Raw genomic sequence first — 22,455 nt, 5'->3', positions numbered from 1 at the left:
TGGAGGTCAGTATAGTCCCTCCGGATGAGAGGCTCAGCAGGCGATCAGCGACACTGTGCGAATGCGTCTGCCAGTTGCTGCATGAATTGAGGATAACCATCCGGACCGAGTGGCACCTGTTCACCCACCTCATCAAGCAACAGTACCTTGGCGCCGGTATTGCGTGCCACCGATTCGATCACAGCCGGTGAGAATTGCGGCTCGGCATAAATGCAGCTCGCCTGCTTCTCTTCCAGTGCCTTGCGGATATCCACCAGGGTCTTGGCGCCCGGGCGACGCTCAGGGCTCACGGTAAAGTGACCTTTTGAACTCATGCCGTAATGGCGCTCCCAGTAGCCATACGCCTCGTGGAATACAAAGTACCCCTTCTCATTCACCGCCTTCATCTGGCCAGCAATCACCTTGTCTTTGGCATCCACCTTGGTATCAAATGCCGCGAGGTTGGCGTCATAGCGAGCCTGATTGGCCGGATCCAGCTTGCCCAATTCACTTGCGATCGCCTTGGCAATCACTTTGGCCTGCGTCGGGCCAAGCCAGATATGGGGATCGACCCCTTCGTGATGATGTCCCTCATGCCCTTCATCATGGTCACCGTGCTCGTGGGCGGCATGATCGTGATCATCATGGTCATGGGAATCGTGACTATCCTGAGTCGCGTAGTTGAACAGCGGCATCCCCTCAACCTGAGTCAGGGCCAGAGCATGGGGATGGTTGGCCAGCGGCTTGGCCATAAACCCTTCCAGCTCGGGGCCAACCCACACCACCAGATCGGCACTGTTGATGCTGCGAATATCGGACGGACGCAGGGAGAAATCGTGGGGAGAGGCACCGGTGGGCAACAATACCTTGGGCTCGCTCACGCCGTCAGTGATCGCCGCAGCGATGAAGCCAAGGGGCTTGATGGTGGTCAGTACCTCAATGGCACGAACAGGCAAACTCACCGCCAGCAGGGCAGTGAAAAGCGCAATAATTCTCATTGGTGAATCTCGTCAGGGGGTGAGTATGTGATAATATAACAGCCGCTTTTTGTTATATTATAACTCTCACAGGCTGTAAACCCCGGAGTTGTCATGAGCCAACTGGTAGAGCTGAAAGAGGTCTCTCTCTCGTTTGATGGACGCTCTGTGCTCGACAAGGTCTCCTTTACCCTCAATAAAGGCAAAATCACCACGCTAGTCGGCCCCAACGGGGCAGGCAAGAGCACCCTGAGCAAGCTGGTGCTGGGTCTGCTCACACCGGATTCGGGCAAGATCACCCGCAGCCGCGACCTGAGAGTCGGCTATGTGCCCCAGCGCCTCTATCTGGATCCTACCCTGCCGCTGACGGTGCGCCGCTTCCTGCAGCTCGGCAAAAACAGCCGCCTCTCCATCGAGGAGGCGCTGGCCCAGGTGGGCGCAGAAGGATTGCTGGAGAACCGGATGCAAAAACTCTCCGGCGGCGAGATGCAGCGTGTGCTGCTGGCTCGCGCTCTGCTGGTCAAGCCCGAGCTGCTGGTGCTGGATGAGCCGGTACAAGGGGTCGATATCACCGGCCAGATCGAGCTCTACGCCCTGATCGGCCAGCTCGCCGCCGAATTCAATTGCGCCGTGCTGATGGTCTCCCACGACCTGCATCTGGTGATGGCCAGCACCCACGAGGTGATCTGCCTCAATCGCCACGTCTGCTGTCATGGCGAGCCGGAAAGTGTGGCCCGTCACCCCGAATTTGCCCGTCTGTTCGGGCGACCGGAGCAGGAGGTGCTGGCGGTCTATACCCACCATCACCACTGCGACGGCGAACACCATCATCATGAACCGCAGGCTCCCGTCATCCGCCTGCCCTCTCGTAACAACGCTCACAGCAAATAGCCCAAGCAACAGGACATTCAAGTGGACAGCTTTCTGTTATACGCCCTCGCGGCCGGTCTCGGCATCGCCCTGCTGGCCGGCCCCCTCGGCAGCTTCGTGGTATGGCGCAAGATGGCCTATTTTGGCGACACCCTCTCCCACGCCTGCCTGTTCGGTATCGCGCTGGGCATCCTGCTGCAGGTCGATCTCACCCTGGCGGTGGTGGTCTGCTGCCTCGCCATGGCGATGCTGCTGGTGATCATGAGTCGCAACCAGCAGGTGGCCACCGATACCCTGCTCGGCATTCTGGCCCACAGCGCCCTGTCCCTCGGTCTGGTTACCTTGAGTTTTATGGATAACGTGCGGGTGGATCTGATGGCCTACCTGTTCGGCGACCTGCTCTCGGTGCAACCGATGGACCTGCTCTGGATCTACGGCGGTGGCGCGCTGGTGCTGCTCACCCTGTGGCGATTGTGGGATCCCCTGCTCTCCATGACCATCTCGGAAGAGCTGGCACGGGTAGAGGGGATCCGGGTCGATGTGCTGCGCTGTGTATTGATGCTGCTCATCGGGCTGGTGATCGCCGTGGCGATGAAGTTTGTCGGGGCGCTGATCATCACCTCCCTGCTGATCATTCCCGCCGCCACCGCCCGCCGCTTCAGCCAGACGCCGGAGCAGATGGCTGGCTTTGCCTCGCTGATCGGCTGTCTCGCCGTGCTGGGTGGATTGACCCTCTCCTGGTATCAAGATACTCCGGCAGGGCCTTCGGTCGTCGTCTGCGCCACCAGCCTGTTTGTACTGAGCCAGTTCAAGAGAGCGTAACGTCGCAGGCTAGAGCGGCATGCTCTGGCGTGTCTCCATCATCAGCCACTGGCGCAACCGGCTGATGGCGGGCTCATGGGCCCGCGAGCGCTTGCAGGTAAAGTAGAAGGCATCCCCCGTCTCCAGCTGGTGTACCGGCAAGGCCACCAGCTGGGGATCATCGGGGCGCAGCATGTAGTCATTCACGAACGCCACTCCCTGATCCCAAGCCGCCGCCTCCATCGCCAGCAGCACATGGCTGAAATGGTGCATTCGCGCCTCGTCCGGAATCACCAGCCCACCCGCCTTGGCCCAGCGCTGCCAATCCTCCCCCCGCGCCTTGTAGATGGACTGCACCGAAAGCAGCGGCAGCTGCCAGATGGCCTCAGGCCACTCCCCGCTGATCTGCTGCAACAGGCGGCGACTACAGACCGGAAAGAGCCGCTCCTGATAAATAAGATCGTGGCAGTAGCCCCGCCCGTGGGGTGACACAGTGATAAAGCAGTCTGCCACCCGATCAGATAGCTCGGGATCCTCCGCCACCATCTCCAGACTCAAATCAAGCTCAGGGTAGAGCTGGCGCAATCCGGCCAACCGCGGGATTAGCCACTTCACCGCAAACGAGCTGTAGACCGCGAGCCGGACTCGCATCTCGCCACCACCACGCAGCTGTTCGCTGCTCTGGGCAATCTGGCTGAGCCCGGCGGCAATCCCCTCGAAGTAGCTCTCCCCCTGGGGTGTCAACGAGAGCAGCCGCCCCTGACGCAACAGCAAGCGCTCACCCAGAAAATCCTCCAGCAGGCGGATCTGGTGGCTGACCGCACTCTGGCTGACGTTCAGTTCAAGGGCGGCACGGGAGAAGCTGAGCAAGCGGGCCACCACCTCGAAATATTGCACCGCACGCAGGGGAGGAAGCTTCATTATCTAAATATCTCATGAGTGGTCATTTTTTATCATTTTACTGGATATCAACCGGCACGCTACCCTCCGCTCATCTGAAGTGGGAGGTGGTATGAATGCAGTAGGGATCGGCATCCTTTATCTGGTGCTGGGCAATATGGTGGCGGTCTTTTCCGATGCGCTGGTCAAGGTGCTAGAGCCAGATCAGCCCATCTTCCAGTTTGTCTTTTTCCGCCAGCTCTCGGCCGCCATTCTGCTGATGCCCTGGCTGCTCTGGTCATGGCGCCGCAATCCACCGGTGGCCATCAAGTGGCACCTGCTGCGGGCCCATATCTGGGCGGTCGGCGTCTGCCTGATGGTAGTGGCCCTCACCCGCTTGCCGCTCGCCACTGCCAATGCCCTCTTCTATGCCGCCCCCCTGATGATGGTGCCGCTGGCGGTGTGGATGGCGGGGGAAGCGATCTCGCGCCAGAAGGTGCTGACCGCGGTTATCGGGTTTATCGGGGTACTGATCGTGCTGCGCCCGACCGAAGTGAACTGGGCCGCACTGGCGGCGCTTGGGGTGGCGCTGTCGATGGCGCTCAACAACCTGCTGATCAAGCGGATCCCGCTCAAGCAGCCCATCGTCCAGACCCTGTTTTTCACCAACGTGCTGAGCATGCCCTTCATTCTGGCGCTGGCACTGTGGGAAGGGGGCGACTGGCAGTGGCAGATGTGGTGGCCCGCCTTCGGATCTTCGGCGCTGATCATGGTCTATGCGGGATTGTGCGTGGTGGCCTATCGCAAGGCGGAGGCTAGCAAGATCGCCTCGGCGGAGTACACCGGTCTGCTGATGGCGGTGGCCATCGGGGTATGGTTGTTTGACGAGCAGCCGGGCCTGCCGCTGCTGCTGGGCTGTATCTGCATCGTCCTGCCGCTTATCGCCATGGCGCGCAGCAAGCCAAAACCGCTGGCCGAGCCAGCGCTCTAATACTCAGGGTCTCCCCAGAAGCGGGGCGACCCTTTGCTGCAGATGGGGGACGATCTCCTCCTCGAACCAGGGATTCTTCCTGAGCCAGAGGGTGTTGCGCGGGGAGGGATGCGGCAACGGCAGCCAGCCGGGGCCATAGTCGGCCCAGCTGCGCACCGTGTCGGTGAGCGATCCCTTGGCCGCCCCCCGCAGGTAATGGGCTTGTGCATACTGGCCGATCAGCAGGGTCAGTTCGATATTGGGCAACAGCATCAATACCTTGTCGTGCCAGGTGGGCGCACATTCGGGGCGCGGTGGCAGATCGCCGGATTTTCCCCTGCCGGGATAGCAGAGCCCCATCGGCATGATGGCGATGCGGGATTCGTCGTAAAAGGTGGCCTTATCGACACCAAGCCACTGGCGCAGCCTGTCACCGGAGGGGTCATCCCACGGGATACCGCTGGCATGCACCCGGGTGCCGGGCGCCTGACCGATGATCAGCAGGCGGGCACTCTCGGCCCCGCGGATCACCGGACGAGGCCCCAGCGGCAGATGAGCCTCGCACAGACGGCATGCCCTGATTTGCTCAAACAACTTATCGATTCGCTGCATGACGTTGATAGTACCAGCATTTCCCTGTTTTCCCTCTTGTGGAAACAGGGCGCGCCCCCTACTATCGCCATGAGCGTTTAATTTAATAAACGGACAATAATGAAAAACTGGCTAGGTACCGGCACCGCGACCCTCTCCTTCATCCTGTGGGGGATGCTGCCGCTCTATTATCAATTCATGCCCGAGGTCAACATGTGGGAGCTGATCTCCCACCGGGTGCTCTGGTCTGTGGTGCTGCTGGGTGCCCTGTTTTTGCTGCTTGGCCACAAGGTGCCCTGGGCACAACTGCGCAGCGAGCCGCGCCAGCTCGGCCTCATTCTGCTGGCGGGCCCCGTTATGTCCATCAGCTGGTGCATGTTCACCTGGTGCCTCACTACCGGGCAAGTGCTGACCACCAGCCTCGCCTTCTTTATGACCCCGCTGTTCAATATCGTATTCGCCGTCATCTTCCTCAAAGAGCGACTCACCCCGCAAAAGCATCTGGCGGTCGCCCTGGCGCTGGCGGGGCTCGCCTACATGCTCTTCTGCTACGGCCAACTCCCCTGGTTCTCCCTCATCATGGGGGCCAACTTCGCCTGCTATGGCCTTATCAAGAAGAAGATCCACTACGACACCGGCACCAGCCTCTATCTGGAAGCCATGGTGCAACTGCCCGTCGCGCTGATCATCATCGGCACGCTGGCGTGGTACGGGGAAGGGGCATTCGTGAACGGGGATTTGGCCGACAAGCTGCTGCTGATGGGCAGTGCGCCCGCCACCCTGCTGCCGGTGGGGCTCTTCTGCTACGCGGTGGCGAGAACCCGGATGAGCACTGTGGGACTGCTGCAATATATCGAGCCCAGCCTCGCCTTCCTGCTCGCCATCTACTGGTTTGGTGAGGCGCCGGACCCCATCAAGGCAGTCGGTTTCGCCTTTGTCTGGGCTGGTCTGCTGGTGAGCCTGTTACCGCTGCACCGGCTCAAGCGCCGCCCTCAGAGCGTGCCGCGATAGGACTCCAGCACCTTGTGCCAACGGGGATCCCGGTCCATCTGCTCGGCGATGTCGTTGAGGGTGGCATGCAGCTCGGGACGGGATTTGGGCAGCAGGATATGGCGGGTATAGCTGGATTGGGGGAAGGGTGAGATAAACAGCTTGCCCTGATAGTGCTGTGCGTCGATGAAAAAGCCCAGCGATGAACCACTCACCAGCGTCACATCGATGCGGCCGCGCACCAGCAGCTCGAGGTTGGTCTTCACCTTCTTGGCATCCTGACGTACCAGCTCCCCGCGGCCAGCCGCATCATCGATCCCCTGATAGCGGTAACCCTCCACCCCGCCAAACACCAACCCCTTGAGGGAGTCGGGCCCGCGATAGGTGACCGGGTTGTCAATGTTCGAGACCAGCTCGTTGGTGTCGCGCATCACCGGGAAAGTCCAGAGATAGCGCTCGCGATGGGGATCCCCCACCCAGGCGGGATTGACCCAGACCACCAGACCGTCAAAGTCGGGATCCGCCATCTCCAGCGCCAGCCGGGCGCGATTGACCAGCCAAAGCTCGATTCTGGGTTCACCCCCCAGCTTTTCATTGAGATACTTGACCAGCTCGCGGCTCAGCCCTGCATCCACTCCGGTGTTGAAGGGGGGATGCTGATGGTAATCGTAGAGACGGATCGTCTCCCCCAGAGCCGGGACCGACAACAGTAACCACAACCAAAACCAGACTCTCATCGCACCTCCTTGAGCTGCCTCTGAGTTTGGCACAGAGAATTTGAATGAGAGAACCCGCGACCACCACTCCAGCGCCGCAACCTTCCGCCCCTTCCCGCTGGTCTGTCTACATGGTGCGTACTGCCACCGGCCTGCTCTATACCGGGATTAGCACGGATCCGCTGCGCCGCCTGCGCCAGCACCAGAGTGGCAAGGGCGCTCGCGCCCTGCGCGGCAAGGGGCCACTGACGCTGGCGTGGCAACAGGAAGTCGGCGAGAAGGGGGCGGCTCTGCGCATCGAATATCGCCTCAAGCAGCAGCCGAAATCCTTCAAGGAGCAGCTGATCCACAGCCCGGCACTCTGGCAGCGCTGGAGCCCCCAGTGGTTACCCGCAGCCACCCAGCCTTGAGGACGACAGGCAAAAAAAGGCCACTCGATGAGTGGCCGGAAAGGGGAAATCAGGGAGCATCACACAACGTCTTGCACAACCTCAGGCGGGTTAGAGGTAGGTATTGGAACGCTTGCTGCGGTTGCTGATCAGCCAGCAAACCGCCAGCACCAGCAGCAACCAGGGGGCCAGCTTGATGATCAGAGCAAGCATGCCGCCCAGTGCCCCAAGCAGCACAAACAGGCCGCTCACCAGCAACATGGCTACCAGGGTAAAACCGGTCAGTGCCATGACCAGCAGCACCACCAGCAAGATGAAAAATTCCAGCATAACTTGCTCCTTATCAGTACCTTGTCTGCCGACTGTTCAACCCTTCGGTCAATCCAGCCAGCGCTTCAATTCATAACGGGGCGGCATCACCAGCACCGCCAGCAGATAGGCGGCCAGAGCCAGCGGCGGCATCAGGATCAGGGCGAGCAGTGCCACCACCCGCACCGTGACTCTGGAGACCCCCAACCGCCTGGCAATACCGGCGCAGACCCCGGTCAGCTTGCGATGCACCAGATCCTTGGGCCAGGGGCTCATGATTACACCTCCGCCTTCTGGCCTTTGAGGCGAGCCAGCTCGCGCTCGATCTCGTCATTGAGCTCCAGCTCGCGGAACTGGGCCTCCAGCGAGGGATTCTGCCCCAGGGTGGCCGCCTCCAGCTGGGCTTCCAGCTGATCGACCCGGCCCTGAAAACCATCAAAGCGCGCCATCAGCTCATGCATGCGCTGGTTGTCCACCTGGGCGCGAGCACGAATGCGGCTGTGGGCAGTCTGCTCGCGCAGGGTCAGCAGTTTCTGCTTCTCGCGCGCCTCGGTCAGCTTGGCCGCCAGTCGCTCGCTATCGGCGGTAAGCTGGGCCAGCACCTCGGCGACCCGGGCCTTGTCCTGCTCCAGCTGTTCACATTTTTTGACCTCCGCCAGCTTCTCGGTAAGGGCGGCGCGGGCCAGATCCTCACGTCCCTTCTGGATGGCGAGCTCGGCCTTGGCCGACCACTCCAGGATCTGCGCCTGCAACACCTGCTGGTGACGCTCCAGCTGTTTCTGTTCGGCAATCACGCGGGCGGCCTGGGTACGCATCTCGACCTGCACCTGCTCCATCTCTTCGATCATCAGTCGCAGCATCTTCTCCGGCTCTTCACTCTTGTCGAGCAGGCTGTGCAGGTTGGCATTAATCACGTCGGTCAGGCGGCTGAATACGCTCATGGTCTGGCTCCTTGTTGATGGGATGGCTATCTCTTCCCATTGCATTACAAGAGCCGTGCCAAGAAAAATTATTGTTTTTTTACATATAGATGGGAATTTACCGAGGAAATTCAAGAAGCGTTTATTGGTGAGAATAGCCAACCAGGTGGTGATTTTTACCAACAAAAAAGGGAGCCTGTGGCTCCCTTGTCGATTCATCTGCGCTATCCGTCAGGCGGCGTGGCTGTGGCCCAGCTTGCTGTCCAGTTCGGCCAGCTTGGCCTCCATCCGGGCGCGGCAGGTGTCGGAGAGATCGCGAATGCCGCTGGCACCGTGCTCCTTGCTGCAGACCGGGGCCATCACTTCCACCAGCACTTCGCCGTTATCCCAGCGATTGAGGTCGACCTGACCGAAGTAGCTGGAGCAGACGATGGGCACTACCGGCACTTCAGCCTGTACCGCAGTGTGGAAAGCACCCGCCTTGAACGGCAGCAGGCCACGCCCCTGGGAGCGGGTCCCTTCCGGGAACATCCAGATGGAGGTGCCGCGGTTCTTGATGCGATCCACCACCTGACCTATGGTGCCGATGGCACGGGAGCGGTTGGAGCGGTCGATCAGCACGTTGCCGGAGAGCCAGAAGATAAGGCCGAACAGCGGCAGCCAGAGCAGGCTCTTCTTGCCCACCGCAACCACGCCGGGCTGCACCGCACCGGTCACGGTGAAGATGTCGAAGTTGCTCTGGTGGTTGCAGACGTAGACCGCCGGGCCGACCGATTTGACCTCGTCGGCCACCGTCACCTTGACTCGCAGTCCGATCAGCGGGCAGACCGCGTGATACATGCGGGCGAAGACATAGACGTTGTTGGGATGGCGCGGACGAACCAGACAGAGCATCAGGCCGAACAGGAACCAGAAAATGAGCAGCAGACCAAGCAGCAGCACACGGGCAATTTTGAGCATCGAACACCTCGAGTTTTAACTCGGCGCAGTATACTGATCCCCCTTTTAGCGAACAAGCGTTCGCCAAACAGAACCGACCACCCCGTCGCGCCACCCACATTGCTGCTCATCAATACGCCGCCGACTTGCCCCACCCGCCATTGGTCGTTAGGATGGCCCCATCTTGATGGACGGGGCGAACATGATGTTGCAACAACGGGTAGCGAAACATCTCCTGCTGCTGGTCTGCCTGCTGGTGCTAAATTGTGCGGCCCAGCCGCTGGCCCGGCTTGCCCTGCTCGATCACGCCCTCAGCTGTCAGGCACTGCCCGTTCCAGGCTCGGCAACGGATCAAGAGGATGCCAAACCGGCCAGCCCGCAACCCACCAGCTGCCAGCTCAACGGCAAGTGGTTAAGTGCCGCCACCCTGCTCTGCGTCGAACAGCTCTTCTTTGCCGTGGCGGTGCTGATCGCCCTGCTGGCCCCCCTTTGGCGCTACACACCGCCACTGCCCCCTCCCAGAGTCATCTCGCCGCCCGAGCGGCGTCTGCACCTCACCCTCTGCGTCTGGCGGGAATGAGTTCGGCAGCGTTCTTTCGTTAGCTGTCACTCAATTTTTGCGAGACCAAAAAGATGTCGAATCTCTTCAAGGCGGCCCTGCTACTGGGCGGTCTGCTGTGGCAATCCATGGGATTGGCCAGCGACACGGGCTGGCTCACCAGCCCACAGAATGATCACGCCCGGGTACGGCTGCAGGCCGACCGCAGCACGGCAGATCAGACCCGCATCCTGCTCGATGTCGAGCTGGAGTCAGGCTGGAAAACCTACTGGCACAGTCCGGGAGAAGGGGGCATTGCCCCCCAGATCCTGTGGGACGAGCCGGTCGGAGACTTTCAGTGGCGCTGGCCGGTGCCACGCCACTTCGAGGTAGCTGGGCTCAGCACCCAGGGTTATCAGGGGGACGTGACCTTCCCCCTCAGCCTCAACTACCCAACTGGGCAACCGCTCAAGGGAACTCTACGCCTCTCCACCTGCAGCAATGTCTGCATCCTGACCGACTTTCCCTTCACCCTCGCGGTGGATGGCGCAGCCCCGGCCGAATTCGATTTCGCCTGGACGAAGGCGATGAGTACCCTGCCCCAGCAATTGCCTGCCGAAACCCGGGTCGAGTTCGGTTATCAGCACAACCAACTGCAACTGCGCGCCGAGCGGGCAGAGGGCTGGCAATCACCAGCGCTCTTTATCGACGCTCTGGAGGGGGCCGAGTTTGGCAAACCGGCGCTTGAGGTTGAGGGCAACACCCTGATCGCCCGGGTGCCGGTGAGCGACGGCTGGCAGGGGGATGCGCCGGATCTGAGCGGTCGATCCCTCGGCCTGCTGCTCACCAGTGGCGAGCAGGCATGGCAGGGCAAGGGGACGATCGGCGCGCCACTCGCACTGCCCAACCAGAGCCATTCGCTGTTCTGGTTGCTGGGAGCTGCGCTGCTCGGCGGCCTCATCCTCAATCTGATGCCCTGCGTGCTGCCGGTGCTGGCACTCAAGCTGGGAACTGTGTTGCAACATCAGGAGCGTGAACAGGGAGCGGTGCGCAAACAGTTCCTCGCCGCCAGCGCCGGGATCATCGCCTCCTTCTGGGTGCTGGCGGCCATGAGCAGCCTGCTACGCGCCACGCAAGGGGCCGTCGGCTGGGGCATCCAGTTCCAGAGTGCCGGTTTTATCGGCTTGATGGTGCTGGTCACCCTGCTGTTTTGCGCCAACCTGTTGGGGCTGTTCGAGATCCGCCTGCCCAGCGCCCTCAGCACCCGCCTCGCCACCAGCGGCGGCAACGGCCTCGGCGGTCACTTCCTGCAGGGGAGCTTCGCCACTCTGCTGGCGACCCCCTGCTCGGCACCGTTCCTCGGCACCGCGGTGGCCTTTGCGCTGGCGGCGCCGCTCGGTCAGCTCTGGCTCATCTTCACCGCGTTGGGAATTGGCATGAGCCTGCCTTGGTTGCTGGTGGCAGCCCTGCCACGGCTCGCCCTTTGGTTGCCGAAACCGGGGCGCTGGATGAACCATCTGCGCATCCTGCTCGGCCTGATGATGCTGGGCTCCAGCCTCTGGCTCACCAGCCTGCTCGACAACCATCTCGGCAGCTATGCCACCGGCTGGCTGATGGTTGCCATGCTGCTGGCACTGCTGATTGGCATCATCTGGCGTTACGGCATGCGCGGCTTCACGCTGGCGATCGCCCTCGCCGCCCTGATTGGCAGCCCCCTGCTGCTGAGCGGCGCCTTTAGCGCGCAGGGCTCGACCAGCGTTGACAAGGTGGTCTGGCAGCCGCTCTCCGAACGCGCCATCACAGATGCGCTCGCCCAGAACAAGCGGGTCTTTATCGATGTCACCGCCGACTGGTGTGTCACCTGCAAGGCCAACAAATACAACGTGTTGCTGCGCGATGAGGTACAACAGGCCCTCTCGGCCCCCGATGTAGTGGCCCTGCGCGGCGACTGGAGCAAACCAAGCGACGCCATCGCCGCATTCCTGCGTAAGCGGGGTGCGGCGGCCGTCCCCTTCAACCAGATTTACGGCCCGGAGTTGCCGCAGGGGGTCACGCTGTCACCCCTGCTCGACAAGGACGATCTGCTGACCACATTGTACAAGGCTGGCCTGCTTCAGGCTGGCACCACCCGATTTTAAGGAGCAACCATGAAACCGACTCTGAGCGCCCTGACCCTGCTGGCCTCCCTTTCCGCAGCCCTGCTGGCTCCGGCCCTGCACGCTGCCCCCTTCACCCCGGAGCAGGAGACGCGCATCAAGGAGCTGATCCGCGAGACTCTGATAGCCAACCCCAAGATCCTCGACGAGGCCGCCGAATCCTGGGAGAAGCAGAACGCGGCTGCCCAACAGGCGCAGCTTGGCAACTTCATCAAGGGCAACAAGGATGTGCTGTTCAACAGCGCCACCAGCCCGCGCCTCGGCGCCAAGAACCCCAAGCTGACGCTGGTGCTGTTCACCGACTACAACTGCCCCTACTGCAAGCAGTTCGATCCCCAGCTGACCAAGCTGCTCAAGGCCTATCCGGACGATCTGGGGCTGGTGATCAAGTTGCTGCCGTTCAAGGGGCAGACCTCCGCCGAGGCGGCCCAATACAGCCTGACCCTGTGGCAACAGGATCCCGCCCGCTTCCTCACCCTGCATGACAAGCTGATGAGCAAGCAGGGGATGCTGACCGAGGCGGACATCAACAAGGCGCTGGCCGCCACCGGCAATACCGCGCTCAAACCGGCCGCCAAGGCGACCGAGGAGCTGCGCAACAGCCTGCGCATCGGCACCATTCTGGGGGTACAGGGCACACCGGCGACGCTTATCGGCAACCAGCTGGTGCCGGGCGCCATCCCCTATGAGGAGCTGGAGCAGCTGGTGAAGGCCGAACTGGCCAAGCAGGGGTAAATGATGACTACCAACCCTCAACCCCGCTGGCGCCGCTGGGGCAAGGAGGCGCTCTGGCTGCTGCTGATGGCGCTGATCATCTCGACCCTGCTGGATCTGTGGCGCAGCCCAACCCTGCCAGAGGGGGCGATGAGCGCCCCCGTCACTCTGCAGGATGGCAGCAGCACGGATCTCGCTACCTTAAGCCAGGGCAAGCCGCTGCTGGTCTACTACTGGGCCAGCTGGTGCGGTGTCTGCCGTTTCACCACCCCGGCGGTGCAACAGCTCTGGCAGGAGGGGGAAAACGTGCTGACGGTGGCGCTTCGCTCCGGCAATTCGGAGCAGTTAGCCAAGGGGATGAGCAAGAAGGGGCTCACCTTCCCGACCCACAATGACGAGTCGGGAGCGCTGGCCGCCAAGTGGCAGGTAGGGGTCACCCCGACTTTCCTCGTTATCAAGGATGGCAAGCTGGTGAGCAGCACCACCGGCTGGAGCTCGAAGTGGGGCTTGAAGCTGCGGCTCTGGTGGGCGTCGCTCTAGCCACGCAACAACGTTGCCTCAACAGGGCCATCCCACCGGATGGCCCTTTTTTATGCCGACATATTTATCCCGACATCAGACGGGGAGCTGCATCCCGCGCACCTGCTCCAACAGGGCAGTCACCGCTGCCGAGCGCAGCGCATCGGGGGCGTAGCAGAGCCCCACCCGCCGCTTGAAGGAAGAGGCCGCCAGCTCGGCGACCGAACAACCGGGCAAACAAAGCGAACGGGGCAACCAGGCAATCCCCGCCCCGGCGGCCACCATGATAGCCGCCAGTCGCAGCGACCCTGCCCGCCGTGGGTAGAGGGGCGCCTGATTGCCGAGAATGGCGATCAGCCGCAGATGGGAGTCGTGGCGCGGGCAGGTGACCCAGGGGTCATCCGCCAATGCTGCCGGGGTGAGCGCCCCCTTGCCCGCCAGCGGGTGATCCGGCGGCAGCACCAGCACGAACTCCTCCTCCAGCAGGGGGATAAAGAGCTCGTCACCACAGCGCAGGGATTCACACCCCAGCCGCACATCGCCACAGCAGCCCTCCTCCAGAGTCAGCAGGATCTCCTCGTGGGCGAGCGCCCCTTGCACCAGCGCCCCCACCACGCCATCCCCCAGATCCGCCTCAATTCCCACCGCCACCTCGAGGCAGGGGGAGGTTTCACGAAACTCGCGGGCGAGGGAGTCGGTGTCGGCGATCAGCCGCTTGGCGCGGGGATAGAGCCGGTGCGCCGCTTCGGTCCCCTCCACCCCGCGCGCCTGCCGCACAAACAGGGTCACTCCCAGCTCATCCTCCAGCGTCTTGATGGTGGTGGAGAGGGTGGGTTGGGTAATGAAGAGGCGGGTGGCTGCCGCCGTGATGTTGCGCTCCTCGAAGACAGCCACAAACGCACGCAGGGTTCGCACATCCATAGATTTCACCTATACCAGATAGTCATAAAAGCCATTTTTCACGGCGACACTGGGCAAATATAGTGGCTTACCTGCCACAAGGCATCCCAATTCTCTATATCAGCGTCTATCAACACCGTCAGGAGCCATCATGCGCCATCTCTCTGTCATCGGCCTCGGGGCCATGGGCTCCGCCCTCGCCACCACCTTGCTCAAGGCGGGCCATCCGGTCACCGTCTGGAATCGCAGCGCCGCCAAGGCGGCCCCGCTGCAAGCGCTGGGAGCAACACTCGCCCCCTCGGTTGGCGCGGCCATCGCCGCAAGCTATATCACCCTTGTCTGCGTCGATAACTACACCGTCAGCCAGCAGCTGCTGGACGAAGCGCGCGACGCCGTGGCGGGCAAGCTGCTGGTGCAGCTCTCCACAGGCAGTCCGCAGGGGGCCAGAGCGCTGGAGAACTGGAGCCACGCCCGCGGCGCCCGTTATCTCGATGGCGCCATCCTCTGCTTCCCGGATCAGATCGGCACCACTGATGCCAGCATCATCTGCTCGGGGGCCAGCGCCGCCTTTAGCGACGCCGAGCCGGTGCTGCGCCTGCTCGCCCCTACCCTCGACCATGTGGCCGAGGCGGTGGGCGCCGCCGCGGCGCAAGATTGTGCCGTCGCCGCCTACTTTGCCGGTGGTCTGCTCGGTGCCCTGCACGGCGCGCTGATCTGCGAGGCAGAAGGGCTGCCGGTGGCCAAGGTGTGCGCCCAGTTCAGCGAGCTCTCGCCCATTCTCGGTGGCGATGTGGCCCACCTTGGCAAGACGCTCGCGAGCGGCGATTTCGATCACCCCTACGCCAGTCTGAAAACCTGGAGCGCCGCCATCAGCCGCTTGGCCGGTCATGCCACCGATGCAGGGATCGACAGCCGCTTCCCGCGCTTTGCCGCCGACCTGTTTGAAGAGGGGGTGTTGCAAGGGTTTGGTCAGCAGGAGGTATCGGCCCTCATCAAGGTGCTGCGGGCGCGCAATGGAGCGGCACAATGAACGAGTTGACCAACCACACCCCAATTGCACTGGTCACCGGCGCCGCGGGCGGGATTGGCCGCCAGCTCTGCATCGGGCTGGCCGAGGCGGGTTATCGGGTGATCGCCACCGATCTGGCTCCTCACGCTTTCGACCATCCCGAGATCCACTTTCACCCGCTCGACTTGCGGGACGAGCAGGCCATCGAACGCCTCTTTGCCGAGGTGCGCGCGCAGCATGGCGGCGTCCATCTGCTGATCAACAACGGCGCCATCAGCAAGTTCCACACCCGCTTCGAGGATCTGAGCGCAGCCCAATTCGATCAGGTGATGACGGTCAATGTGCGCGGCGCCATGCTCTGCGCCCGCGCCTTTGTGCAGGCCAACCGCGGGTTGCCCTATGGTCGCATCATCAATATCGCCTCCACCCGCTGGCAGCAGAACGAACCGGGTTGGGATGCCTACGGCGCCTCCAAGGGGGCGCTGGTCGCCCTCACCCAGTCCCTCGCCAACTCGCTGGCCGACTACCCCATCACGGTCAATGCCATCAGTCCGGGCTGGATCCAGGCGGAGGATTACCACACCCTGACCGAGGCGGATCATCGCCAGCACCCGAGTGGCCGGGTCGGTCGCCCCGACGACATCACCCGCGCCAGCCTCTTTCTGGCGGATCCTCGCAACGACTTTATCAACGGTGCCAATTTGGTGATCGATGGCGGGATGAGCAAGAAGATGATCTACCACACCTCCGCCTCCTTCTGGGAGGAGTAACCCCTTCGGCGGCAGCCCGATTTGCGCTGCCGCCGCCATCTCACCCCACACTCGCCCCTGACCATTTTTTCATCGCCTTCCCGTGCCCGCCCCTTGCACTGGCCAGATCGACTGGCAACAATAGACGCTCAACTGACCCCTCTTCATCTCGCCCGTTAATTGATCGCCCAACTCATCGCGTTGGCGGGCTGTTTCCGTTAAAATGACGGGTTTTTGCCGTGCCTGGTTTGCCAATCCCCACCATCAGGCACTCGCAGCGTGAATCCTATGATGCCAGTGATGCAGGATCTGCCATGAACAACTACTTTCGGGTGCTGGGCGTCAAGTCCAACGCCAGCGAAAACGACATCAAGAAAGCCTATCGTCGGCTGTCGAACCAGTACCACCCCGACAAGCTGCACGGGGCCAGTGAAGAAGAGAAAGAGCAGGCAGCCATCAAGCTGCACCAGGTAAAGCAGGCCTATGAAGTGCTGTCCGATCCGAAACAGCGGGCCGCCTTTATCAAGGATTTCAACAACGTCATCGTGACCGACCCCGCCTCCGCCATGCAGGAGATGTGGGATCAGTTCTACCCCTGAAACAGCAGGCAGAAAGAGCAACTATGCAAAAGAGATGGGACCAGGCGCGGCTCAAGTCGCTGCAAAGCGATGCCAGCGAAAACATCGAATCCTACCGGGATCAGGACGACCCCAAGGGGCTGGAACAGTTCACCGACCAGATGAAGAGCCTGTTGCTGGCCGATATGAGCATGCTGGAGTTTATGCCCGAGTATCTGCCGCTGGCCCTCTATGGCCGGGTGCAGTTCCCGGCCAAGGCCAAGTCGCAGTGGAACAAGTGGCTCGCCAGCGGCGAGCAGCCGGGCTGGGACGAGTTCAAGGTGAGCGTCGGCTTCAACAACGCCGCCCTGCCGCTGGTCAAGGCGGTGCGGGCCCAGAGCGAAGATCAGCTGATGGAAGCCTGCGCCGTGCTGTTCCTGCTCGACAACCCGCTGCCACGCGGCAGCCACCGCGGTGATGATGACTATGAGCTGCGCGACGAAGAAGATGAAGACGGGGAAGATGCCGACGCCGACTACCACGGCGGCAGTGACCGCTATGGTGATGACGACGGCGATCAGGATATGTACGACGAAGTCCGTTTCTAATTGGGGCAAGGCATGAGCAACAGTCTGATAGAAATTACCGCCATCGAGATCAAAGAGCTGGCCGTTATCGAGCCGAAGCAGGCCAGCGAGAAGTTCGAGCTGATCGCCAAGACCATGTCTGACGACCAGCTGGCAGAAGTGATTGAAAACATTGATATCGTTACCCTGACCCAGATTAACGGCCAGCACGATATCTCCTTCCCCTCCATCATCTCCGAGCTGATGACCCCGGAGCGGATCCGCGACATCGTCTGCCAGCAGCCGCTCTATTGGGAAGAGGCGATCAAGAACAACGCCGACGAGCTGCAACAGCACACCTTCGACTTCCTCAACTACCTGATCCGCACCCAGGATAGCGAAGCCAAGCAGCGCGAGATCCTCGAGTGCGTGGCCGAAGATCCGGCCGGTCTCTTCTACCTCGCCATCCCCTTTATCGAGTTCTATCGTGGCGATCGCTATGAAGAGGACGAAGGCTATCGCGACGTGCTGCACGCCGAAGAGGAAGATCTCGAAGAGTCCCTGCGCTACAGCGAGCGCCAGCAGAGCGAGGATGTCCACGACTACGCGCTGGATGACCCGCGCAGCCTCTTGATGCTCATTCGCGAGCTGGCCCCCGAGGTGGAGAAAGCCATCAAGGCGCTGCTGCGCAACGAGCACTCAACCTGGGACGGCATCATCAACAAGTTTGCCGCCGAACTGGTGATGCAGGCCAAAGAGAAGAACAAGGTCGAGGAAGACGAGTACGGCGACGTCGACGACATGTTCAGCTTTCTGGATTAAGGAGCCCATTCATGCAGTTAGTCATTCGCGATGCCAACCAGGGCCCCTTTCTGACCCAGGTGCTGCGCTTTGGCCGCGACAACGAACTCTTGAGTCAGCAGCAGCTGGCCGCCATCAAGGGCAAGGCGGTGCTGATGAGCCTCAAATTCGCCGACAAGTACTACAACAAGTACAAGATGCACCTGCTGGAGCAGGCCGCCCACGACGTCATCGGCGTGGTGAGCCTCGGCCTGCAGGAGCTCTCGGCGCGGGATCCGGCCAAGGCGCTGGCGCTGCTGCAGGCGCCGGAAGGCCCCATCAAGCCGTTCCAGAAGGGCTGGTCAATGCTCATTACCGTCAGCCCCAAGCAGGTTGGCAACAGCCTCTACGGTGACGTGGATGCGCGGCTCTTGGACAAGATCTCGAGCCCGCCCGATGTGGAGGAGTGGCAAGGGTGGCAGGAGTACGAGAAGGCGCTGACCGAGCACAACAAGAGCCGCCTGATGGAGCTCATCGACCAGCACTTCTTCGCCTGCGAGAGCGACCACCCCACCATGGAGGACAAGCTGGCCGAAGCGCTGCTCTACCGCATTCTCTGCGGCAAGGGCAGTGGCGCCGCCCCGCTCAAGGTGAAGCAGGATCTCAAGCGCAAACTGGCGCGGGAGATTGAGCTCGACGAGGGCTGGTATGACACCGACTACCTGGCGACCCAGCTCACCCTGATGCTGAGCGCGCTACCCGCCGACATGGCCGCCGCCCTGCGCCAAGAGCTGAGCCCGGGCTTTGTGCCCAACCTGCTGCACACCCTCGGCTTTGTGCGCCAGTACCAGCTGCTGCAAAAAGAGAACGCCTCGCCGGAGAAGCTCGACAACGTCGAGATGCGCGCCGGTCTCAAGCACCCGCTGCTCGGCTGGCCGCTCTACCACGACTTCTAAGGCCGCTTTCGCCGCCCATCAGTCGCACCACAACGCCCGGCCTGCCGGGCGTTGTTCTATCCTCCCCTCACCCTCTCGACAGCAAAGAGAGAACACACGCAAGTCACCCTGCTGCGCCCCCTTCTCTTACCGATATTTATTCACTCAATACCCAAGGATGAATAAACAACCTGCGATACAACCGCTTGGCGCCAGCTGCGTTTCGGGACAACAAAGCGGGATGCAGATCCCGCTACAGCGCCAGAATCAGCACCAAATAGCCGACTGGATCACATCAACCGTGCCGCAATCGCGTGGTAAGCCGAGCTACAACCACGACTCAATCACGCATAAAAAGGCGGAATAGATCAATAAAAAGCAATTAATCGCGCCGGATTAAATTTCAGGTATGGCTATTTGCACCGCTTGGCCGCTAAATGACAGACCGGCCTTCAGACCAGCATGGAAGCGCACAAGGCTAGCCGGCAGCAGACCGGCACGCTCTCAGGACGAGTAATGACTTTCTTCTCTCACAGGAGACAGACCGTGAGCGCTTCGAATCAACACCCCACCATTCCCCCCGGCTCCGGGGCGCTGTTCTTTATCCAGACCTTCTCGACCCTGGGGTTTGCCGTGCTCTACTCCACCCTGGTGCTCTACGCCACCAAGCGGCTCGGCTTTAGCGAATCCCAAGCCAATGCCATGATGGGGGTCTTCGGGGCCTTCAACTATGGCCTGCACCTGTTTGGCGGTTATCTCGGCGGGCGCTACCTCAGCAACCGCAACCTGTTCGTGATGGGGATGGTGCTGCAGGTGATCGGCTGCTACTTCATCGCCGAGATGGGGATCACCGGCCTCTACTGGGGGCTCGCCATGTTCCTTACCGGCAGCGGCCTCAACGTCACCTGCCTCAACATGATGCTGACCCAGCGCTTCGCCCCGGATGATCACCGCCGCGAGAGCGCCTTCCTATGGAACTACGCCGGGATGAATCTGGGCTTCTTTATCGGCTTCACGGTGGCGGGCTACTTCCAGCTCACCGAGGATTACCGCACCCTGTTCCTGTTTGCGACGCTGGGCAACATCATCGCCATCATTGCTACCTTCGCCTGCTGGCCGATTCTGGCGGATATCAGCACCCCGCTGCGCCATATCAAGGGGAGCGGTTTCTACCGCCGCATGCTGGCCGGGATCGCCATTCTGGCCATGCTGGTGCCGGCGCTGCGTCTGTTGCTGACCCACGCCAGCTTTAGCGGCAGCTTCGTGCTGATCCTGGGGGCCGTGGTGCTGGTACTGCTCTGCGTGATGACCGCCCGCCACCCGGACGCCGCCGAGCGCAGCCGCATGGTGGCCTATCTGATCCTCGCCTTGGGATCCCTCATCTTCTGGTCGCTCTACCAGTTGGCGCCCATGGGACTGATGCTCTTCTCCGAGCACAACATCAACCTCAACGTGTTCGGGCTGCGGGTCGCCCCCCAGTGGATCCAGAACATCAACACCCTCGTCATCGTTATCGGTGGCCCGCTGATGGCGCTGCTATTCAAGCGACTGCGCGAACAGGGGTGGAATATCGATATCCCCTCCCAGTTTGCCGCCTCCCTGTTCTGCATGGGGCTCGGCATGCTGGTGCTGCCGATCGGCATTCATCTGGCGGGGGCAGACGGACTGGTCGCCTTCAAGTGGATCGCCATCAGCTATGTGCTGCAGAGCTTTGGCGAGCTGCTGATCTCCCCCATCGGCTACGCCATGATTGGCAAGCTGGCCCCCGCCAGCCTGCAAGGCTTGATGATGGGCTGCTGGATGATGGTGACCGGCATCGCCTCGGTGCTGGCGGGCTATGTCTCCGGCGCCATGCCGCAAAATATCGGCAACACCCCGGTCGCCACCAACCCGGGCTACAGCTCGGTGTTCAATATGCTGGGCTGGGGTTCGCTGGCAGGCGGCGTGGTGTTGCTGCTGCTGGTGCCCCGCCTGCGCCAACTGATCGCCTCGAAAATTGCTCCGCCACCGGCGGCGACAGCTATCCCCGTCTGATCGGTTTGAACCACTTGGCGGCGTGAGCCGCAGAGAAGACCAGAGGCCCCGCCATCATGGATTGCGGGGCCTCTGCTTTTGGTGGGATGGATCGTTTAGACTTCGCTAATCAGCGCAAATCGCCTTATCCAGCAAGGCAATCCGGTTACCTTCAGAGTCCTGAAACTCGGCCACCTTGATGGCTTCCCCCACCAGGGTCACGGGATAAAGTAACTTGGCGCCCGCCGATAGAGCAGCCGCCATGACACGATCAATATTGTTCACGGTCAGATAAATACGCGTGCCATCCAGACTCGGAACATAGCTCTCCCCTTTAGCCAACGCACCGGAACAGCCCTCAGCACCATCAATAAGCGGGAATAGCGCCATCTCATTGCCATCGATATCAGCACGCTCGAACTCGATATCAAAAACAGCAGAATAAAAGGCGATTGCCCGCTGCATATCCGTCACCGGAATTTCAAAATGCATCCCAATATTTACCATCTAACCCCTTCCTTGTTAGCTAAATAACTGATCCCAATAGTGCTACACCTTCGCTGTGCCATAGCCATTCCCCGGGAAAGGAGACACGGTATCCATGAAGTGTTTCACTCGGGCCAGCAGGTTTGCCATCCCTCTGCATTGATGATTGCGCGTGATGGTTTCATGTAACTTGTGCCATAGCCGTTCTATGTGATTAACCCAAGGGCTGTAAACTGGCTGGAACACCAGGCAGAACTTGGGATTCTTCTTCAACCATCGCTCGGTCTGTTTGCTTTTGTGAATGATGTAGTTATCGAGGATCAACGTGATGGTTTTGGCTCGTCGGTAGTGGTGGCGCAGCTTTTCCAGCATGGCAATAAACAGCGATGAGTTTTTCTTGATCCCGCTGACGTAAAGTACCCTTCCGTTGCCTGCGTGGAGAACGCCTGCCAGATAATGCTTGGCATTCTGCCCCGGTGTGACAACCCGCTTTTGCTGCGCTCTGAACATCCAGTCGGCTCCTAATTTGGGATTGAGGTCTATATCGACTTCATCCTCATAAAACACCGGATTATCGGCATCACAGCGGGCCAGCGCGGCGTCGATATTCGCCATTTTTTCCTGATAGGCTGGGTCTTTTATCCGCAAGGTCGGCACGGGCCTGCGCCAGACAATGCCCATACGAGGTAACCATCGGCGGAGCGTGGAGGCTGCCACATTGAGCCCTGTTAACCGATTGATTTTTATAGCCAATAGTTCAGTACACCAACGGCTGCGCTGATAACCAAAATCTTGCGGAGAAAACTGCATGAGCAGCACCAGTAAGGTGACAATCTTGGCGATAGGTAAGACTGGGGCACGGCCAGCCGGTAAGGCTTCTAGCGCATCTATGCCTTCATCTCGATACCACCGAAGCCAACGACCGATGGTCGAGCGCGCAGCGCCGGTAAGGTGATGAACATCGGTGATCGTGCGTCCTTCATGTAACAGCAAGATGGCCATCAAGCGACGAGCATGTCCTTTATCACGGGTGGCATGGATGATTTTGTGAATGCGGCGCCGTTGTGGTCGTGGCAGAGGTGGTAGGATAGGCATCAACTCAGTCCTTTGGGTGTGGCTTGTTTTGTTTAGCGACTAATCAGATCGCACAAACTGGACTGAGTTCCCTTCCTCCGGTGATCTACTATTCGGAACAGCTATTTA

27 protein-coding genes are annotated in these 22,455 nt (G+C 61.0%); 16 read left to right on the top strand and 11 right to left on the bottom strand.

From position 1 onward, the window contains the following. Window positions 1-44: 44 nt before the first annotated feature. The gene (gene znuA, locus AB5Y84_RS08640; protein ID WP_005335850.1) at window positions 45-977 is read right to left on the bottom strand and encodes a zinc ABC transporter substrate-binding protein ZnuA; all 933 of its coding nucleotides are present in this window, start codon (window positions 975-977) and stop codon (window positions 45-47) included. A gap of 93 nt (window positions 978-1,070) precedes the next feature. Here znuA and znuC point away from each other — a divergent pair, with 93 nt between their 5' ends. Both znuC and znuB read left to right on the top strand, forming a co-directional pair. Then, the gene (znuC, locus tag AB5Y84_RS08635) at window positions 1,071-1,847 is read left to right on the top strand and encodes a zinc ABC transporter ATP-binding protein ZnuC (RefSeq protein WP_076493392.1); all 777 of its coding nucleotides are present in this window, start codon (window positions 1,071-1,073) and stop codon (window positions 1,845-1,847) included. 21 nt (window positions 1,848-1,868) lie between these two features. Next, the gene (gene znuB / locus AB5Y84_RS08630) at window positions 1,869-2,648 is read left to right on the top strand and encodes a zinc ABC transporter permease subunit ZnuB (protein ID WP_368176773.1); all 780 of its coding nucleotides are present in this window, start codon (window positions 1,869-1,871) and stop codon (window positions 2,646-2,648) included. A 9-nt stretch (window positions 2,649-2,657) separates the two neighbouring features. Here znuB and AB5Y84_RS08625 read toward each other — a convergent pair whose 3' ends face one another. After that, window positions 2,658-3,548, bottom strand: a complete 891-nt coding sequence (locus tag AB5Y84_RS08625) for a LysR substrate-binding domain-containing protein (RefSeq protein WP_042052463.1) — start codon at window positions 3,546-3,548, stop codon at window positions 2,658-2,660. Between the two features lie 91 nt (window positions 3,549-3,639). Between AB5Y84_RS08625 and AB5Y84_RS08620 the strand changes: the two genes are divergently transcribed. Beyond that, window positions 3,640-4,497: a DMT family transporter gene (locus tag AB5Y84_RS08620; RefSeq protein WP_368176772.1), complete on the top strand. Its 858-nt coding sequence runs from the start codon at window positions 3,640-3,642 to the stop codon at window positions 4,495-4,497. 3 nt (window positions 4,498-4,500) lie between these two features. Here AB5Y84_RS08620 and AB5Y84_RS08615 read toward each other — a convergent pair whose 3' ends face one another. Further along, window positions 4,501-5,088 carry a uracil-DNA glycosylase family protein gene (locus AB5Y84_RS08615; RefSeq protein ID WP_368176771.1) on the bottom strand — a complete coding sequence of 196 codons (588 nt, stop codon included), beginning with the start codon at window positions 5,086-5,088 and terminating at the stop codon, window positions 4,501-4,503. Between the two features lie 99 nt (window positions 5,089-5,187). On the opposite strand from AB5Y84_RS08615, the gene rarD reads away from it, so the two are divergent. After that, window positions 5,188-6,078: an EamA family transporter RarD gene (gene rarD, locus AB5Y84_RS08610; protein ID WP_368176770.1), complete on the top strand. Its 891-nt coding sequence runs from the start codon at window positions 5,188-5,190 to the stop codon at window positions 6,076-6,078. Here rarD and AB5Y84_RS08605 read toward each other — a convergent pair. After that, a complete protein-coding gene (locus tag AB5Y84_RS08605; RefSeq protein ID WP_368176769.1) occupies window positions 6,060-6,794 on the bottom strand; it encodes a substrate-binding periplasmic protein in 735 nt (244 codons plus the stop codon). The genes rarD and AB5Y84_RS08605 overlap by 19 nt on opposite strands. A gap of 44 nt (window positions 6,795-6,838) precedes the next feature. Between AB5Y84_RS08605 and AB5Y84_RS08600 the strand changes: the two genes are divergently transcribed. Beyond that, window positions 6,839-7,183, top strand: coding sequence for a GIY-YIG nuclease family protein (locus AB5Y84_RS08600; RefSeq protein WP_368176768.1), 345 nt, complete (start codon window positions 6,839-6,841; stop codon window positions 7,181-7,183). A gap of 90 nt (window positions 7,184-7,273) precedes the next feature. Here the strand turns inward: AB5Y84_RS08600 and pspG are convergent, their stop codons facing one another. The 4 genes from pspG to AB5Y84_RS08580 all read right to left on the bottom strand — a co-directional run bounded on the left by pspG (window position 7,274) and on the right by AB5Y84_RS08580 (window position 9,351). After that, on the bottom strand, window positions 7,274-7,492 hold the full coding sequence (gene pspG / locus AB5Y84_RS08595; protein WP_005335871.1) for an envelope stress response protein PspG: 219 nt from the start codon (window positions 7,490-7,492) through the stop codon (window positions 7,274-7,276). Between the two features lie 48 nt (window positions 7,493-7,540). Next, window positions 7,541-7,747, bottom strand: a complete 207-nt coding sequence (locus AB5Y84_RS08590) for a PspC domain-containing protein (RefSeq protein ID WP_005335873.1) — start codon at window positions 7,745-7,747, stop codon at window positions 7,541-7,543. A 2-nt stretch (window positions 7,748-7,749) separates the two neighbouring features. Further along, window positions 7,750-8,412: a phage shock protein PspA gene (gene pspA / locus AB5Y84_RS08585; protein ID WP_139461369.1), complete on the bottom strand. Its 663-nt coding sequence runs from the start codon at window positions 8,410-8,412 to the stop codon at window positions 7,750-7,752. A gap of 210 nt (window positions 8,413-8,622) precedes the next feature. Continuing rightward, the gene (locus tag AB5Y84_RS08580) at window positions 8,623-9,351 is read right to left on the bottom strand and encodes a 1-acylglycerol-3-phosphate O-acyltransferase (RefSeq protein ID WP_368176767.1); all 729 of its coding nucleotides are present in this window, start codon (window positions 9,349-9,351) and stop codon (window positions 8,623-8,625) included. 181 nt (window positions 9,352-9,532) lie between these two features. Here AB5Y84_RS08580 and AB5Y84_RS08575 point away from each other — a divergent pair, with 181 nt between their 5' ends. Genes AB5Y84_RS08575 through AB5Y84_RS08560 form a run of 4 tightly spaced genes read left to right on the top strand, consistent with a single transcriptional unit; the run spans window position 9,533 to window position 13,278 of the window. Next, the gene (locus tag AB5Y84_RS08575; protein WP_005354882.1) at window positions 9,533-9,910 is read left to right on the top strand and encodes a hypothetical protein; all 378 of its coding nucleotides are present in this window, start codon (window positions 9,533-9,535) and stop codon (window positions 9,908-9,910) included. A 53-nt stretch (window positions 9,911-9,963) separates the two neighbouring features. Beyond that, the gene (locus AB5Y84_RS08570; RefSeq protein WP_368176766.1) at window positions 9,964-12,006 is read left to right on the top strand and encodes a protein-disulfide reductase DsbD family protein; all 2,043 of its coding nucleotides are present in this window, start codon (window positions 9,964-9,966) and stop codon (window positions 12,004-12,006) included. 9 nt (window positions 12,007-12,015) lie between these two features. Beyond that, window positions 12,016-12,759, top strand: a complete 744-nt coding sequence (locus AB5Y84_RS08565) for a DsbA family protein (protein WP_368176765.1) — start codon at window positions 12,016-12,018, stop codon at window positions 12,757-12,759. A 3-nt stretch (window positions 12,760-12,762) separates the two neighbouring features. Beyond that, on the top strand, window positions 12,763-13,278 hold the full coding sequence (locus AB5Y84_RS08560) for a protein disulfide oxidoreductase (protein ID WP_368176798.1): 516 nt from the start codon (window positions 12,763-12,765) through the stop codon (window positions 13,276-13,278). Between the two features lie 75 nt (window positions 13,279-13,353). Here the strand turns inward: AB5Y84_RS08560 and AB5Y84_RS08555 are convergent, their stop codons facing one another. Then, entirely contained in the window at window positions 13,354-14,178 is an 825-nt protein-coding gene (locus tag AB5Y84_RS08555) for a LysR family transcriptional regulator (RefSeq protein WP_267512507.1), read from the bottom strand. Between the two features lie 130 nt (window positions 14,179-14,308). Between AB5Y84_RS08555 and AB5Y84_RS08550 the strand changes: the two genes are divergently transcribed. The 7 genes from AB5Y84_RS08550 to AB5Y84_RS08520 all read left to right on the top strand — a co-directional run bounded on the left by AB5Y84_RS08550 (window position 14,309) and on the right by AB5Y84_RS08520 (window position 20,787). Beyond that, window positions 14,309-15,187 carry an NAD(P)-dependent oxidoreductase gene (locus AB5Y84_RS08550; protein WP_368176764.1) on the top strand — a complete coding sequence of 293 codons (879 nt, stop codon included), beginning with the start codon at window positions 14,309-14,311 and terminating at the stop codon, window positions 15,185-15,187. Continuing rightward, the gene (locus AB5Y84_RS08545; protein ID WP_179903114.1) at window positions 15,184-15,936 is read left to right on the top strand and encodes an SDR family NAD(P)-dependent oxidoreductase; all 753 of its coding nucleotides are present in this window, start codon (window positions 15,184-15,186) and stop codon (window positions 15,934-15,936) included. The genes AB5Y84_RS08550 and AB5Y84_RS08545 overlap by 4 nt, the downstream gene beginning before the upstream one ends. Window positions 15,937-16,229: 293 nt before the next feature. Next, window positions 16,230-16,514: a DnaJ domain-containing protein gene (locus tag AB5Y84_RS08540; protein WP_005343121.1), complete on the top strand. Its 285-nt coding sequence runs from the start codon at window positions 16,230-16,232 to the stop codon at window positions 16,512-16,514. Between the two features lie 23 nt (window positions 16,515-16,537). Continuing rightward, on the top strand, window positions 16,538-17,080 hold the full coding sequence (locus AB5Y84_RS08535; protein ID WP_113739871.1) for a hypothetical protein: 543 nt from the start codon (window positions 16,538-16,540) through the stop codon (window positions 17,078-17,080). Window positions 17,081-17,092: 12 nt separating this feature from the next. Further along, window positions 17,093-17,860, top strand: coding sequence for a hypothetical protein (locus AB5Y84_RS08530; protein WP_005335887.1), 768 nt, complete (start codon window positions 17,093-17,095; stop codon window positions 17,858-17,860). An 11-nt stretch (window positions 17,861-17,871) separates the two neighbouring features. Beyond that, window positions 17,872-18,774: a hypothetical protein gene (locus AB5Y84_RS08525; RefSeq protein WP_139443441.1), complete on the top strand. Its 903-nt coding sequence runs from the start codon at window positions 17,872-17,874 to the stop codon at window positions 18,772-18,774. Between the two features lie 525 nt (window positions 18,775-19,299). Beyond that, window positions 19,300-20,787, top strand: coding sequence for a peptide MFS transporter (locus AB5Y84_RS08520; protein ID WP_368176763.1), 1,488 nt, complete (start codon window positions 19,300-19,302; stop codon window positions 20,785-20,787). A 105-nt stretch (window positions 20,788-20,892) separates the two neighbouring features. On the opposite strand, the gene AB5Y84_RS08515 is transcribed toward AB5Y84_RS08520, so the two are convergent. Further along, a complete protein-coding gene (locus tag AB5Y84_RS08515) occupies window positions 20,893-21,273 on the bottom strand; it encodes a VOC family protein (protein WP_124241602.1) in 381 nt (126 codons plus the stop codon). Window positions 21,274-21,315: 42 nt separating this feature from the next. Next, a complete protein-coding gene (locus AB5Y84_RS08510; protein ID WP_001809438.1) occupies window positions 21,316-22,347 on the bottom strand; it encodes an IS630-like element ISAhy2 family transposase in 1,032 nt (343 codons plus the stop codon). Between the last annotated feature and the right edge of the window lie 108 nt (window positions 22,348-22,455).

Source organism: Aeromonas sp. s11 (genome assembly GCF_040907945.1).
GTDB lineage: Bacteria > Pseudomonadota > Gammaproteobacteria > Enterobacterales > Aeromonadaceae > Aeromonas > Aeromonas veronii.
The sequence above is the reverse complement of the archived record's forward strand: the minus strand, read 5'-3'. Positions and strand labels throughout refer to the sequence as shown.